Source organism: Marinobacter panjinensis, assembly GCF_005298175.1.
GTDB lineage: Bacteria > Pseudomonadota > Gammaproteobacteria > Pseudomonadales > Oleiphilaceae > Marinobacter > Marinobacter panjinensis.
In genome coordinates this window covers 3,034,283-3,048,547 of record NZ_SZYH01000001.1, presented here as the reverse complement: position 1 = coordinate 3,048,547, position 14,265 = coordinate 3,034,283, and the positions used below count along the sequence as shown (strand labels likewise).

Genomic DNA, 14,265 nt, shown 5'->3' with positions numbered 1-14,265 from the left:
ACAAACGCAAACGAGGTTATCCGATGAACATGAACTACACTGCCGAGGAACTTGCTTTCCGTGACGAGGTAAGAGCGTTCCTGGATGAGAAGCTGCCGGCGGACATCGCCGACAAAGTAAAAGGATTCCGGCGCCTGTCCAAAGAGGACCATCTGCGGTGGCAGAAAATCCTCTGCAAACAGGGCTGGTACGCTACCCACTGGCCGGAAGAGTATGGTGGTGTAAAGTGGACGCCAGTGCAGAAGCATATCTGGGATGAAGAGTCATGCCGTTACGGCGCACCCCGCTCCATCCCGTTCGGGGTGAACATGGTAGCGCCGGTGATTATCAAGTTTGGTAACGAAGAACAGAAGCAGAAGTACCTGCCGCGCATTCTCAGCGGCGAGGACTGGTGGTGCCAGGGCTATTCCGAGCCCGGCGCCGGCTCCGACCTGGCCTCCCTCAACACTCGCGCGGTACGCGACGGCGATCATTACATCGTCAACGGCCAGAAGGCCTGGACCACCCTGGGCCAACACGCCAACATGATCTTCTGCCTGGTGCGCACCAACACCGAGGTCAAGAAACAGGAAGGCATTTCGTTCCTGCTGATCGACATGAACACACCGGGCATTACCGTGCGCCCGGTCATCACCCTCGATGGCGAACACGAAGTCAACGAAGTCTTCTTCCAGGACGTGAAGGTGCCGGTGGAAAACCTTGTCGGCGAGGAAGACAAGGGCTGGACCTACGCCAAGTTCCTGCTCACGTACGAGCGCACCGGTCTGGCAGGTATTGGCATGTCCAAGGCGACACTGTCGCACCTCAAGCAACTGTCCAGCCGCCGGATGAAAAATGGCAAACCGTTGATCGAAGACCCGACCTTCAGCCAGCGCATCGCCAAACTGGAAATCGATCTGACCGCCGCAGCCATCAGCAACCTGCGCATCATTGCCTCGGTTGAAGGTGGTGGCGTGCCGGGCGCGGAAAGTTCGATGCTGAAGGTGAAAGGCACCGAGATCCGCCAGTCCATCAACGATCTCGCCCGCCGCGCGATCGGGCCTTACGCTCTGCCATTTGTGGAGGAAGAGCTGGACCTGGACTATGACGGCGAGTTCCTGTCGGACGAAAACGCTGCGCCACTCTCAGCCCAGTACTTCAACAACCGTAAACTGTCGATTTTCGGCGGATCCAACGAGATCCAGAAAAACATCGTGTCGAAAATGATTCTCGGGCTTTAAGGAGGCGACCATGGATTTCCGACTCAACGAAGAACAGCAGATGCTGCAGGACACCGTGGCCCGCCTGGTGCGCGGTGAATACAGTTTTGAAAAACGACTGGCGTTCAGCGAAACCGACCTGGGCTTCGGCGCCGATTTCTGGAAGCAGCTCAGCGAACTGGGCCTGACTGCCGTGCCTTTTCCCGAGGAGCTCGGTGGCTTCGGTGGCGGTGGCGTGGAAGTGCAGTCGCTGATGACGGAACTGGGCCGCGGACTGTGCCTTGAGCCCTATCTTCAGTCCATCATTCTCGGTGGCGGCCTGATTGGTCAGGCTGGCAACGACAGCCAGAAGGAAACCTGGCTGGCCGGTATCGCCAGCGGCGAACTGAAAGCCGCGGTAGGCCTGCAGGAGCCCCAGAGCTACTACGACCTGAACAACGTGGAAACCCGTGCCGAGAAAAACGGTGGGGGTAATGGAGAGGGTTACGTACTGAATGGCCGCAAGGCGGTGGTGATCGGTGGACATTGTGCCGACGTGATCGTGATATCGGCCCGCACCTCGGGCGACACCCGCGACGCCGACGGCATCAGCCTGTTTGCACTGAGCCCGGATACCGCCGGCGTTGAGCGCCGCACTTACCCCACCATCGACGGTGCCAAAGGTTGTGACATCACCCTGACCAACGTTCAGGTGGATGCCGGTGCGCTGCTGGGCGAGGAAGGCAAGGCTGGCGAGGTGATTGACTACCAGGCCGGCCGCGCCATCGCTGCCCTGTGTGCCGAGGCTGTCGGCGTGATGGAGGTGGCCAACGAGCTGACCCTGGAGTACCTTAAACAGCGCAAGCAGTTTGGCGTACCCATCGGCAAGTTCCAGGTCCTGCAGCACCGCATGGTGGACATGATGTCAGAGCTGGAGCAGGCCCGTTCCATGGCCATTCTGGCCGCCAGCGTTGCCGACGGTGAACAGAGTGATGAGCGTCGTCGTGTGCTCGCTGGCGCCAAGAATGTCATCGGACGCGCCGGTCAGTTTATTTCCGAAAGCGGTATCCAGATGCATGGCGGTATTGGCATGACCTGGGAATACAACTTTGCCCACTATGCCAAGCGGCTGATCGGTATCAACCACCAGCTCGGGGACGACGATTTCCACCTGGAACGTTACGCCTCCCTGCTTCAGGCAAGCTAACAGGCGATGGACATGACCATGACAACGACGAGCGATCAGTCGGCGCAGCAGGATCTGAAGAAAGCCGAATGGAAGGTGCGTACCGAGCTGGCTGCGGCCTACCGCCTGGTGGCGCTGTTTGGCTGGGACGATCTGGTGTTCACCCATCTGTCCGCGCGGGTGCCGGGCCCGGAGCATCATTTCCTGATCAATCCTTACGGCCTGCTGTTCCATGAAATCACGGCTTCTTCGCTGGTGAAGGTGGACCGGGACGGCCAGGTGGTGGAATCCGGCGGCCTGAGCCGTGTCAATCCGGCCGGCTTTACCATTCACAGTGCGGTGCACATGGGCCGGGAAGACGCAGGCGCGGTGATGCACCTGCACGCGCCCGATGGCGTCGCCGTATCCGCCCACCGGGACGGCCTGCTGCCCCTGAGCCAGACGGCCATGCTGTGCCTGAATCACCTGAGCTATCACGATTACGAGGGCGTTGCCCTGAATCTGGATGAGCGCGAGCGGCTGATCAACGATCTTGGCGACAAGTCGATGATGCTGTTGCGCAACCATGGTGTGCTGACGGCCGGTAAGGACGTGCCTGAGACCTTCACCTATCTGTATTTCCTGATGAAGGCCTGCGAGATTCAGGTCAAGGCCCAGAGTTGTGGGCCGACCTACATGCCTTCGGAGCAGGCCATTCAGACCACGGCGGACCAGTCTCAGTCACTGGGTGCTGCGGCGGCTCTGACCTGGCCTGCTCTGGTTCGGCTGCTTGATAGCAAGAATCCCGGCTACGCCGTGTGATTTCATTTCTGCTCTAACCATCGATTCAAGGATGCAGGCATGCTTTCGGTTGAGCTGAACGATCTGGAAAAGCACAAGGGTTCTTTGATTGGTCACAGCCCCTGGAAAACCGTCACCCAGGAGATGATTCAGGCTTTTGCCGATGCCACGGGTGACCACCAGTGGATTCATCTGGATGTCGAACGGGCAAGGCGTGAATCACCCTGGAAGAGCACTGTGGCCCACGGTTTTCTGACAGCCTCCCTGATTCCTCTGTTGAATCAGCAGGTGATTAACGTGCAGGGTAAAAGCGCCAGCATCAACTACGGGATAAACAAGCTGCGCTTCCCCGCCGCGGTGAAGTCCGGGTCGGCTATCCGGAGCAAAATGGAGCTGATGGATGTGACCAGACTGGACGACCAGCGCACCCTGGCCACTTATAGGACCACCTTGGAAATCCAGGGCGAGGACAGGCCTGCCTGTGTGGCGGAGAATCTGGTGATGTATGTGGCTTAGATAGTCGTCGCCATGAACTGAAAAAAGGGGCCGGAGGCCCCTTTTTTATAACAACGGGCGCGGAGACCCGATCATTCAATTTCCTCCCGCACGATCTCACCGTCTTTCACCACCGCCAGGGTGGTTTCAGTAACAAACCCGCCATTCTCGGTCACCTCAACGATTTCATACGGATTCTTGCTGGCATCCATATTTTTCAGGGCATCGCCGATGGCGGCACGGAGAGTTTTCGGGTCGGTGGAGTCGGTGGTGTCCATGGCTTCTACCAGGGCGTGCAGAGCCAGGTAGTTGTACGCGGCTTCGGAGCCTGGCATTTTGTCGTACTCTGCCTTGTATCGCTCGATAAAGTCTTTCGCGGCATCGGTTTCATAGACGCTCAGGGGAACCACGCCGATGGCTCCCTCCAGCATATCGAGTCCTCCTGCCACTTCAGCCACTTCATCAATCTTGGCCTGGTCCATCACGATGAAACCGCCCTGAAAGCCCATCTGTCGCGCCTGTTGTACCACCAGGCCAGTGGGTTCGGAGGCACCGCCGACAAACATCACGTCCGGACCGTTGGCGATGATGCGGCTGACGCCGGTGAAGAAGTCTGCCGATTTGTTGTAATCCATGGGGGTCTCGGCCACGACTTCACCGCCTTTGGCCTGCCACTCGTCCTTGATCATGGAAGCCCATATCTTGGCGTATTCGTGGGTGGCACCGCCCATGCCCAGTTTGTTGCCCTGGTGCTCCAGGGCGTAGTCGGTGAAGGCTTTGACATAGCCGTCAAAGGTGGGCGGAATGCGCAGGGTCAGGCCGTTGCCCTGCTCGGTGATGCTGGGCACGCTGGAATAGGCCATCACCAGGAAATTGTCTTTCTCGTTGAAATCCTGCAGGGCAAAGATGCCGCCGGAATGCGGCACGAACACCGCCGACACGTCAGACTCCTGCTTCAGGCGCTTGGCGTTGGTGGCAGCCTGGGATGGTGAGTAGCGATCATCCAGGGAAACGAGGTTGACGGTGGTTTTCTCGCCGTTCAGGTCAAACCCGCCAGCGGCGTTGATTTCGTCCACCGCCATCCGCAGTCCGGACAGGGTGTTTTCGCCGTAAAGGGCGGCGCCGCCGCTTAACGGGCCGGTGAATCCGATATTCACTTCACCGGCCATTGCACCGGCGGACAGGCTCATGCCCAGGGTCACTGTTGCGACAGCCTGGCCCAGCGTTCTGGCTATTTTCATTGTTATCTCCTGGTTGTGTTGTGCGTGTCACTCTGATTATTGTCTCGGGCCGGTCAGGCCCCGATATACGCCTTGCGAACCTGTTCATTGCCAAGCATCGCTTCCCGGTCGCCTTCCATCACCAGGTGGCCGTTTTCCATAACGTAAGCGCGGTGGGCAATTTTCAGGGCGGCAAAGGCATTCTGCTCAGCCAGCAATACGGTTGTGCCCAGGCTATTGATCTGCCTGATGGTTTCGAACACCTGCCGGACCACTAATGGAGCCAGGCCCAGGGATGGTTCATCCAGCATCAGCAGCCGTGGCCGACTCATCAGCGCGCGACCGATGGCCACCATCTGCTGCTGACCGCCGGACAGTGAGCCCGCCTCCTCATTAGCCTTGTCCGCCAGAATCGGAAACAGCTCCAGCACCTCATTAAGGCGCTTCCTGTTACCCTGGCGGTCACGGCGGTGCACGTAAGCGCCCATCATCAGGTTCTGCATCACGCTCATCTGCGGGAACAGCTTGCGCCCCTCGGCACACTGCACCACGCCGCTGGCGACAATGGCGCTGGCTTTCATGCCATTGAGCTGCTTGTCTTCGAAACGGATGTCACCGGCGGTCGGCTTCACCAATCCACTGATGGCGTTGAACAGGCTGGTTTTACCGGCGCCATTGGCTCCCAGAAGCACGACCAGTTCGCCGGTGTCCACGATCATGGATATATCGGTCAGGGCCTTGAAGCTGCCGTAGCAGACATCCACATGATCAAGCTGCAGCATCTTCGTCACCTCCCAGATAGGCCTCGATCACCACCGGATTGTTGCGCACTTCCTCCGGGCTGCCCTCGGCGATCTTCTCGCCGTGGTCCAACACCATGATCTTGTCCGCCAGGCTCATGATCATGTCCATCTTGTGCTCGATCAGGCACACGGTCAGGCCTTTCTCATCCACCATCTTGCGCATCAGGGCGGCGAAACCGACGGTCTCTTCCGGATTGATACCGGCCGCCGGCTCGTCCAGCAGCACGAGCTTCGGATCTGTCGCCAGCGCCAGCGCAAAGGCCACCCGTTTGCGTTCTTCCTGGGTGATATCGGCGATGAACTGGCCGGCCACATGGGCGAGGCCGACAAATTCGAGAGCTTCCATGGCCTTCTCCCGCGCGGCTTTTTCTTCCCGCTGCAGGCGTTTACTGTTGATCAGCACGTCCCACAGTCCGGATCGGGTGCGCAGTCGATGCCCCACGATCAGGTTGTCCAGCACGGTGGCCTGCTCGAACAGGTTGGTGGTCTGGAAGGTACGACCCACGCCCAGCCTTGCTACCTGATCGCTGGGCAGCCTGGTCACGTCCACGCCGTCCAGCAGGATACGGCCCGAGGTGGGCTGGTGCAGGCCCGAGATCAGGTTAAAGAAGGTGCTCTTGCCGGCACCATTAGGGCCGATGATGGCGTTGATCTTGCCGGTCTCGAACTCAACCGACACGTCGTTCACCGCCGCCAGGCCGCCAAACATTCTGGTCAGATGTTCTACCTTAAGCATTGCTCTCTGCCTCCCGGTTCTGTGCGGTAGCTACCTTGCTCTCCTGTCGCTTTTTCGCGGGAGCGAGTGCCTGGGACTTGCGGTGCATCCAGGTCAGGAAAGAACCGGTAATACCCCGAGGGAAGAAGATCACCAGCAGCACCAGCAGCGGCCCGAAAATGATCATCCGGTACTCTTCCAGGAACTGCAGTGACTGGGTAATCCACACGAGACCGATGGTTCCCAGCAGCGGCCCCATAATGGTGCCGATACCGCCCACCAGTAGGTAAGTAATCATATCGAACGTATGCTGGACATTGGCCTCTTCCGGGCCGATGAAGCGCACCATGCCGGCATACAGGGCACCCGCCAGGCCGGCATAGGTGGTGGACAGGACAAATGCCAGGACCTTATTGCGCATCAGGTTGATACCCAGGGACTGGGCCAGCTCGTCGCCGTTGCGGATGGCGATAAAGGTGCGGCCCAGCAGGGATTTCGACAGCCGCCCCATGAACCAGATGGCGAACACCAGGAAGACCAGCACCAGGTAGTAGAATGGCGTGGTCTCGGTGAAATCCACCAGACCGAAGCCGTAGGGTGCGGCAATGTCACGGACGCCGATGGCGCCGTGGGTCAGCTCTTCCCACTTGTCGATGAGTAGGTAGATGATGAAGCCCACACACAGCGTGAAGATGGCGAAGTAGTGCTCTTTCAGGCGCAGTGAGACAATACCCACCAGGAATCCCAGCACTGCCGTCATCACCAAGGCGCCCAGGAACGCGGGCCAGAAGCTCCAGCCAAAGTCGGCGGTCAGCAGGCCCAGCGTGTAGGCGCCGATGGCAAAGAAACCGCCGTGGGCCAGGTTCAGCTGGCCGCAGAAGCCGGTGATGATGTTGAGGCCGTATACGGCAATGGCCCAGACAAAAGCGGTGGCCATCACGTACACCTGGTACTCATTCGCCGCGAAAAACGGGAACAGAACAGCGAAGGCCAGCATCAGGTATTTGGCAGCTGGCGTCATCAGCAGGGATGCGAATTTGAACATGATCAGTGCGCCCCCTTCGCGAACAGGCCCTGTGGACGGATGGACAGGATCAGCACCAGCAGGCCGAAGGCGATGATGTCCTTGTAGGAAGTGGAGATGTAAAAGCCACCCAGCGCCTCGGCAAAGCCGATAATCATGCCCCCGACGATGGCCCCGGGAACGCTGCCCATGCCACCAAGGATGATGATGACAAAGGCCTTCATGATCACCAGGTGCCCCATGGCGGGGTACACCAGGTTGATGGGTGCGTAGAGAGTAGCGGCAAACGCTGCCAGCATGCCGGAGATGGCAAAGGTCATCATCGCCACCCGGTTGGCATCAATACCCACCAGAAAGGCGCCGTCGCGGCACTGGGCCATGGCAATGATCGTTGCACCGGTCATGGTCTTGCGCAGGAACAGTTGCAGTGCCACCACCAGCACGAAGGCACCGGCAATGATCAGCAGACGCTGCTCCGGAATGATCAACCCGTCGAAATTCAGGATGCCGCCGAAGGGCGATGACATGCGGCGGAAATCCGAGCCCCAGAACATCTGCACCACCGCTTCCAGAAACAGCAGGATGCCGATGGCGGCGATCTTGTCGTGGATCGGCGGAGAGTTGCGCAGGGGATGGAACACCAGGCGCTCACACAGCACGGCGAGGATGGCGACCACCACAGCCGAACCGGCCATGGCAACCCAGTAATGGGCACCCAGGTCCACCATGAAAAAGTAGGACATGAAAGCCCCGACCATATACAGGGCGCCGTGGGCGAAGTTGGGGATATGGAGTATGCCGTAGACCAGGGTCAGACCCAGGGCTACGAGACCGTAGATACTGCCAAGGGTCAATCCGTTGATGATTTGCTGCAAGAAAAGGCTCAAGTGTTCTCCTCCGCTATTTTGTTGTTGTAACGATCTGTGCGGTTTCGGGCAGGACCAGATGGTCCTGCATCGGCATTTTGAAACAATTACACCGAGCGTCTCGCATGTCAATATTTAGAATTGTGTTTCGCCATGCGGAACATTATGGGCGCAATCGTCACTCAGCCCTTGGCCTTCCACTCCTCTTCCTGTAACGCCCGCCACATCAGCTTGCCCGTGGGCGACTTCGGCAGCTCATCCACAAACTCAATGATTTCAGGTACTTTGTAGACTGCCATATTTTCCTTGCACCAGCTGATAATATCCGCCTCACTCGTTGTACCGTCGGCCTCAGGCGTGAGCACGATGCAGGCCTTGACGGTCTCCCCTCGCTTGGGGTGCGGCGAGGAAATGATGCACACCTCGTGAATGCCCGGGTGCCGGTACATCAGCCCTTCCACTTCCGAGGGCCAGACCTTGTAGCCCGAGGCGTTGATCATCCGCTTGACCCGATCCACCATGAAGAAATAACCCTCTTCGTCGTAGTAGGCGAGATCGCCGGTACGGAAGAAACGCTTGCCATCGAGCTCCACGAAGGCGAGTTCGGTTTCCGCCGGACGGTTCCAGTAGCCCAGAGTCACCTGGGGACCGTTGGAGACAATTTCCCCCACTTCGCCCGGGCCTTTCTCTTCCAGGGTTTCCACATCAATGATGCGGCTGTCCACATCAAACACCGGAATACCCAGGCACTGGGGCTTGGGGTGGTTCGACGGATTGATGTGCGTGGCCGCCATGGTTTCCGACAGGCCGTAACCCTCGATGTAGTCCAGGCCGGTCATGGTCTTGAGCTTGGCCGCCACCGATTCCGGCATGGCCGCACCACCACCGCCGATGGTGTTGAGGCTGGTGAGGTCGTACTGGCCGATGTCCGGGTTGGACAGGAAATCCACCGCCATGGTGACAATGTTGGTCCAGCCGGTAACCTGGTAACGCTCGATCAGCCGCGCGGCGGTGGTGCGGTTCCAGCGGGTCATGATGACCGTGGTGGAACCGCTGTAGATGGGACTGTTCATGGAGCCGGTCATACCGGTGACGTGGAAGAACGGCAAGGTGGCCAGCTGCACCGTATTGGCCGTGCTCAGGTTCCAGAACGCCCGGTGCACGGCGGTGGCCATCACGCTGCGATGGGTGTGCATGCAGCCCTTGGGCGCGCCGGTGGTTCCGGAGCTGTAGGGAATAACGGCAAGATCGTCCGGGACGGCGGTGTGGGCTGAAGGGGTATAATCCGTCGCCAGCGCCTGCTCCCAGCTGACCACACCGGCTATCTCCTGTGACCAGGCCGGAGCGGCGACTTCCGCCGGCAGTTCCAGATCGGTGTCCGGGCTGATGTAGGTACCATAGGAGGCCACCACTATGTGGTTGAGATCGGTGATTTCCAGCAGGGGGGCAATAAAGCCGGCCAGCTCCTGACCCGCCAGGCAGACACTGGCACCGGTATCCGCCACGTAATGCTCCAGCTCCGCCGACCGGTTCATCGGGTTGATCGGAATCACAACGGCATCCGCACGCAGGATGGCGTAGTAGGAAATCACATACTGGGGGGAGTTCTGCATGTACAGCAGCACCCGGTCGCCTTTTGCAACGCCCTGGGCCTGCAGATACCCTGCCATCGTCTCCACTTCCCGGAAAAGACGGCTGTAGGTCATCGGTGCATCGTAGAAAATGATCGCGGTGCGATCCGGGTAACGCCGCGCAGAGATTTCCAGATTGGTAAACACGCTGGTCTGGGGCAGCGCCATGCTTTTGGGCAGTTCTTTTGGCCAAACGGCGTAATGGCGTGTAAATGTCATTGTTGTGATCCCCTTATTCGGTTCAGTGAGCCGCCGTGGCGGCCAGATCAAAAACTTCGGTGCCACCGGGCAGAGGCTCCCGGTGGCGCAATGGCGTAATAGCAACGGCCTTGTCCCGCAGCACGCTGACGTCTTCATCAGGCGCCACAATGTGGCGGGAGCTGCGATCAAACCCCAGCCACCAGTACGGCAGGCTGCGGGCATCCTGCCCCGCCAGCAGGCGGGCGCGCTGGATCGAACCGTTGGACTGCTTGCACCAACGTGCCTGGCTGATCGCCGCCGCCTCGCAGGCCGGGAAATTCACATTCCAGGCGAAGCTCTGTCCCGGCTGCCACAATTGGCGCACCACCGACTCTCCGAAGGCCGAGACCGGCGACCAGTCCACGCCCTCCCGACTCAAAAAAGCCTGGCTAAGTGCTATGGCGGGAATGCCCATGTGCTCGGCACTCAGCACCGCACCCACGGTGCCGGAATACTGCACCGAGTCACTGATATTGGCGCCGCAGTTCACTCCGGACAGCACCAGATCCGGCGGCGTCTCCCCGAACCACTGGGCCAGCGAATACAGCACACAGTCCGCCGGCGTGCCGGAGACCGCATAGCGCTTGTCGCCCTGCTCATACACCCGTAACGGATCATGTATGGAGATACTCTGGCCGGCACCACTGCGGTCGTGCTCCGGCGCCACCACCCAGACTTCCTCGGCCAGATTACGGGCGATCTGCTCCAGCACCTTCAGACCCGGCGCGTTGATGCCGTCGTCGTTGGTGATCAGGATGCGCTTGACCATAGGCTCGTTCATGATCGCTCCCCCTCACTGGCAATCCGCCAGCCAGCCTCCGCCAGCAGGCTGGCCCGCTTGCCAACCTGCAGGGCGTCGGCGTTGGCGGCGTTGCCCTGCAACGCCCGGGCATAGACCCCCTGCACGATGGCCGCGAGCCGGAACAGCGAAAACGACAGGAAAACGTGCCAGTCGGCAATGCCGTCACGGCCGCTCTGCTGACAGTACCGGGCGATGGTTTCCTGCTCGTCGGGAATGCCCAATGCTTCCAGATCTTCACCCTGAAGCCCGCGCATGCCTTCCATATCCGAAGGCAGGTGATAGGGCAGACAGTAGTAGGCCAGATCCGCCAGCGGGTGCCCGAGCGTAGAGAGTTCCCAATCCAGAATCGCAATGACCTCGGGTTTGTCCGGAGCGAGCATCAGATTGCCAAAACGGTAGTCACCATGGGCGATGGCACACTCGTCGGTGGAAGGCAGGTTTTCCGGCAACCACTCCATGAGTTTATCCATGGCTGGCATATCGTCGGTTTTCGCCGCCAGATACTGTTTGGTCCACCGGGACACCTGCCGTGCCACATAGCCTTCCGGACGACCATAATCCCCAAGGCCGACCTGATTAACATCCACCGAATGCAACGCCGCCAGGGTATCGATGGCGGACAGATGAGCGGGCATTCGTTCTGAACGATCCAGTGCCCGTAGCGCCGGATGGCTGACAATACGGCCTTCCAGATAGTCCATGACGTAGAACGGTGTGCCGATAATGCTACTGTCCTCACACAGTGCCCGGGTTATCGGCACTGGCACATCTGTGTGTTCGGACAGCGCACGCATGACCTTGTATTCCCGTTCCACCATGTGGGCAGAGGGAAGGGTTTTCCCCGACGGCTTTTTACGCAGCACATATTGGCCACTGTCGGTGTCCAGCAGGAATGTAGGGTTGGACTGCCCGCCCTGGAACTGCCTGACCTCCATGCGGCTACCAAAATCAGGCAGCGCCTGTTGAAGCCATTCCAGGAGTCGGGGCTCGTCAAACTTGTGGGCTGGCAGGACGTCTACCAGATCGGGTTTAGTGCTCATGATTTACTGCGCCTTCATTTATGGGGGCGGCGGCCGGCGGGAGGGGGTATCTTTCTTCTGGGAAAAATAACTCGCTGCGCTCAGACATCTTTTTCCCGGCAGAAAGACACCCCCACCCACCTGCCTCGGCATACCGAGGCGGTGTTTCCTAACAAATTGTTTCGCCACCGTCGGCCACAATGACCTGGCCGGTGATGTATGCACTGGCCTTTGTTGAAAGAAAGACCGCCAGGCCGGCAATGTCCACCGGCTCGCCGATTCGCCTGAGTGGGGTCTTGTCTTCGGCGCGTTTGACGCGAACCGGGTCTTCCCAAAGGGCCTTGGCAAAATCGGTTTTGATCAGGCCAGGGGCGATACTGTTGACGCGAATGCCTTTCGGCCCCCATTCCACAGCCAGGTTTCTTGCCAGCGCTGCTTCAGCGGCTTTGGACACGCCGTAGGTACCGATGGTGGTGTTGCCACGGATACCCGCGATGCTGGACAACAACACGACCGCGCCTTCACCTTTCTCGGCCATCTGCGGCAGCACCATGTTGGTCAGCCAGAACGTGCCTTTGACGTTGGTGTCCATGATCTTGTCCCAGGCGTCGTCGGTCATTTCGGCGGTGGTGCCGTAGACCGGGTTGGTGGCGGCATTGCACACCAATACGTCGATGGTGCCCCAGGCTTCGTTGGTCTTGTCCACCAGGTTCTGCAGTTCTTCTTTCTTGCCCACGTGGCAGGGAATGGCGATGGCCTCGTAGCCCTGTGCTTTCAGCTCGTTGGCCACCTCTTCACAGGCGTCGGCCTTGCGGCTGGAAATAACGACTTTGGCACCCAGGCGGGCCATTTCTTCGGCGATAGAACGGCCGATGCCTTTGGTGGAACCGGTGATCAGTGCGACTTTTCCGGTCATATCAAAAAGCGGATTAGTCATGGTTCGATCCTCATGCTCAATGCTTGGGGAACGAACGGGGAGGAGCCTGCCGGGACTGTGCAAAACATGGATGTTTTGCTCAAGCCTACACGGACGTATTCACGGCGTGTCCCGGCAGGTTCCTCTCCGGTCGTTCATGCACCCGACGAATCGGGCCGAAAGTCTTTAGCGATACTGACGAAGCTCAATCTTGGCAACGGAATCCAGATGCACCTCATCAGGACCGTCCGCCAGCCGCAGGGTCCGCACCTTGGCCCAGGCTTCGGCCAGGAAGGTGTCCTGGGACACACCGGCACCACCGTGAACCTGAATGGCACGATCCAGCACCTTCAACGCCATACTCGGTGCGATCACCTTGATCATCGCAATTTCCTGACGGGCCACCTTGTTACCGACGGTGTCCATCATGTGCGCCGCCTTCAGAGTCAGCAGCCGCGCCTGTTCAATCTCGATCCTGCTGCGGGCAATGTCCTTGCGGATGGAATCAAAGCTGGACAGCGGCTTGCCAAAGGCTTCACGGGCATTCGCACGCTTGCACATCAACTCCAGCGCGCGCTCCGCCACACCAATGGTGCGCATACAGTGGTGGATACGGCCCGGCCCCAGGCGACCCTGGGCGATTTCGAAACCACGCCCCTCGCCCAACAGAAGGTTCTCCACCGGCACCCGCACGTTCTCGTAATGGATCTCGGCGTGGCCGTGAGGCGCATGGTCGTAACCGAACACCGTCAGCGAACGAATCATTTTCACCCCCGGCGTGTCCAGCGGCACCAGGATCATCGATTGCTGCTGGTGCTTCTCCGCGTCCGGATTGGTCTTACCCATCACGATGGCGATCTTCGACGTGGTGGTCATGGCGCCTGAAGACCACCACTTTTTGCCATTGATTACGTACTCATCACCATCACGGCGGATTTCACAGGCAATATTGGTAGCATCCGAAGAGGCCACATCCGGCTCGGTCATCGAGAAGCACGATCGGATTTCGCCGTCGAGCAGGGGCTTCAGCCACTTGTCCTGCTGCTCTTTATTGCCGTAACGGGCGATGGTTTCCATGTTGCCGGTGTCCGGCGCGGAGCAGTTGAACACTTCCGGCGCCATGGCGGAGCGCCCCATCACTTCACACAGATGGGCGTATTCGTAGTTGGTCAGGCCGGCACCGAATTCGCTTTCCGGCAGGAACAGGTTCCACAGGCCGGCCGCCTTGGCCTTGACCTTCAGTTCCTCGATGATCGGTACCGGAGCCCAGCGGTTTTCCGCCTGCTCGACCTGTTCATGATGCTTGTGCTCATTCGGGTAGATATGAGCGTCCATGAATTCGTGGAGTTGCGCCTGCAGTTCTTTGGCTTTGTCAGACAGCTCAAACATG

14 protein-coding genes are annotated in these 14,265 nt (G+C 59.3%); 4 read left to right on the top strand and 10 right to left on the bottom strand.

Annotated features, from left to right (window positions below; genetic code table 11):
• Positions 1–23: 23 nt before the first annotated feature.
• From FDP08_RS13950 to FDP08_RS13935, 4 genes are read left to right on the top strand one after another with little or no spacing between them, the layout of a single operon-like run.
• Positions 24–1,220 carry an acyl-CoA dehydrogenase family protein gene (locus FDP08_RS13950; RefSeq protein WP_137436735.1) on the top strand — a complete coding sequence of 399 codons (1,197 nt, stop codon included), beginning with the start codon at positions 24–26 and terminating at the stop codon, positions 1,218–1,220.
• 10 nt (positions 1,221–1,230) lie between these two features.
• The gene (locus tag FDP08_RS13945; RefSeq protein WP_137436734.1) at positions 1,231–2,385 is read left to right on the top strand and encodes an acyl-CoA dehydrogenase family protein; all 1,155 of its coding nucleotides are present in this window, start codon (positions 1,231–1,233) and stop codon (positions 2,383–2,385) included.
• A gap of 18 nt (positions 2,386–2,403) precedes the next feature.
• Positions 2,404–3,165 (top strand): class II aldolase/adducin family protein, encoded by a 762-nt coding sequence (locus FDP08_RS13940; protein WP_137436733.1) that lies wholly within the window; start codon positions 2,404–2,406, stop codon positions 3,163–3,165.
• Between the two features lie 39 nt (positions 3,166–3,204).
• On the top strand, positions 3,205–3,660 hold the full coding sequence (locus tag FDP08_RS13935) for a MaoC family dehydratase (RefSeq protein ID WP_137436732.1): 456 nt from the start codon (positions 3,205–3,207) through the stop codon (positions 3,658–3,660).
• A 71-nt stretch (positions 3,661–3,731) separates the two neighbouring features.
• Here FDP08_RS13935 and FDP08_RS13930 read toward each other — a convergent pair whose 3' ends face one another.
• From FDP08_RS13930 to FDP08_RS13885, 10 genes are all read right to left on the bottom strand, one after another.
• On the bottom strand, positions 3,732–4,880 hold the full coding sequence (locus FDP08_RS13930; protein WP_137436731.1) for an ABC transporter substrate-binding protein: 1,149 nt from the start codon (positions 4,878–4,880) through the stop codon (positions 3,732–3,734).
• 53 nt (positions 4,881–4,933) lie between these two features.
• Positions 4,934–5,641 (bottom strand): ABC transporter ATP-binding protein, encoded by a 708-nt coding sequence (locus FDP08_RS13925; protein WP_137436730.1) that lies wholly within the window; start codon positions 5,639–5,641, stop codon positions 4,934–4,936.
• On the bottom strand, positions 5,628–6,398 hold the full coding sequence (locus FDP08_RS13920; protein ID WP_137436729.1) for an ABC transporter ATP-binding protein: 771 nt from the start codon (positions 6,396–6,398) through the stop codon (positions 5,628–5,630). The genes FDP08_RS13925 and FDP08_RS13920 overlap by 14 nt, the downstream gene beginning before the upstream one ends.
• On the bottom strand, positions 6,391–7,422 hold the full coding sequence (locus tag FDP08_RS13915) for a branched-chain amino acid ABC transporter permease (RefSeq protein ID WP_137436728.1): 1,032 nt from the start codon (positions 7,420–7,422) through the stop codon (positions 6,391–6,393). Before FDP08_RS13915 ends, FDP08_RS13920 begins: the two co-directional genes overlap by 8 nt.
• A gap of 2 nt (positions 7,423–7,424) precedes the next feature.
• Positions 7,425–8,288, bottom strand: coding sequence for a branched-chain amino acid ABC transporter permease (locus FDP08_RS13910; RefSeq protein ID WP_137436727.1), 864 nt, complete (start codon positions 8,286–8,288; stop codon positions 7,425–7,427).
• A 161-nt stretch (positions 8,289–8,449) separates the two neighbouring features.
• Positions 8,450–10,117, bottom strand: coding sequence for a long-chain fatty acid--CoA ligase (locus tag FDP08_RS13905; RefSeq protein WP_137436726.1), 1,668 nt, complete (start codon positions 10,115–10,117; stop codon positions 8,450–8,452).
• Positions 10,118–10,139: 22 nt separating this feature from the next.
• On the bottom strand, positions 10,140–10,919 hold the full coding sequence (gene surE, locus FDP08_RS13900; RefSeq protein WP_137436725.1) for a 5'/3'-nucleotidase SurE: 780 nt from the start codon (positions 10,917–10,919) through the stop codon (positions 10,140–10,142).
• Entirely contained in the window at positions 10,916–11,980 is a 1,065-nt protein-coding gene (locus FDP08_RS13895) for a phosphotransferase (protein WP_137436724.1), read from the bottom strand. Before FDP08_RS13895 ends, surE begins: the two co-directional genes overlap by 4 nt.
• Positions 11,981–12,128: 148 nt before the next feature.
• Positions 12,129–12,896: an SDR family NAD(P)-dependent oxidoreductase gene (locus tag FDP08_RS13890; RefSeq protein ID WP_137436723.1), complete on the bottom strand. Its 768-nt coding sequence runs from the start codon at positions 12,894–12,896 to the stop codon at positions 12,129–12,131.
• 165 nt (positions 12,897–13,061) lie between these two features.
• A complete protein-coding gene (locus FDP08_RS13885) occupies positions 13,062–14,264 on the bottom strand; it encodes an acyl-CoA dehydrogenase family protein (protein ID WP_137436722.1) in 1,203 nt (400 codons plus the stop codon).
• Position 14,265: the final 1 nt, after the last annotated feature.

What these genes read in the sequence shown, in the direction of transcription:
- FDP08_RS13950 (WP_137436735.1), top strand. Translation starts at nt 24, where the DNA reads ATGAACATGAACTACACTGCCGAGGAACTTGCTTTCCGTGACGAGGTA.
- FDP08_RS13945 (WP_137436734.1), top strand. Translation starts at nt 1,231, where the DNA reads ATGGATTTCCGACTCAACGAAGAACAGCAGATGCTGCAGGACACCGTG.
- FDP08_RS13940 (WP_137436733.1), top strand. Translation starts at nt 2,404, where the DNA reads ATGACAACGACGAGCGATCAGTCGGCGCAGCAGGATCTGAAGAAAGCC.
- FDP08_RS13935 (WP_137436732.1), top strand. Translation starts at nt 3,205, where the DNA reads ATGCTTTCGGTTGAGCTGAACGATCTGGAAAAGCACAAGGGTTCTTTG.
- FDP08_RS13930 (WP_137436731.1), bottom strand. Translation starts at nt 4,880, where the DNA reads ATGAAAATAGCCAGAACGCTGGGCCAGGCTGTCGCAACAGTGACCCTG.
- FDP08_RS13925 (WP_137436730.1), bottom strand. Translation starts at nt 5,641, where the DNA reads ATGCTGCAGCTTGATCATGTGGATGTCTGCTACGGCAGCTTCAAGGCC.
- FDP08_RS13920 (WP_137436729.1), bottom strand. Translation starts at nt 6,398, where the DNA reads ATGCTTAAGGTAGAACATCTGACCAGAATGTTTGGCGGCCTGGCGGCG.
- FDP08_RS13915 (WP_137436728.1), bottom strand. Translation starts at nt 7,422, where the DNA reads ATGTTCAAATTCGCATCCCTGCTGATGACGCCAGCTGCCAAATACCTG.
- FDP08_RS13905 (WP_137436726.1), bottom strand. Translation starts at nt 10,117, where the DNA reads ATGACATTTACACGCCATTACGCCGTTTGGCCAAAAGAACTGCCCAAA.
- surE (WP_137436725.1), bottom strand. Translation starts at nt 10,919, where the DNA reads ATGAACGAGCCTATGGTCAAGCGCATCCTGATCACCAACGACGACGGC.
- FDP08_RS13895 (WP_137436724.1), bottom strand. Translation starts at nt 11,980, where the DNA reads ATGAGCACTAAACCCGATCTGGTAGACGTCCTGCCAGCCCACAAGTTT.
- FDP08_RS13890 (WP_137436723.1), bottom strand. Translation starts at nt 12,896, where the DNA reads ATGACTAATCCGCTTTTTGATATGACCGGAAAAGTCGCACTGATCACC.
- FDP08_RS13885 (WP_137436722.1), bottom strand. Translation starts at nt 14,264, where the DNA reads ATGTTTGAGCTGTCTGACAAAGCCAAAGAACTGCAGGCGCAACTCCAC.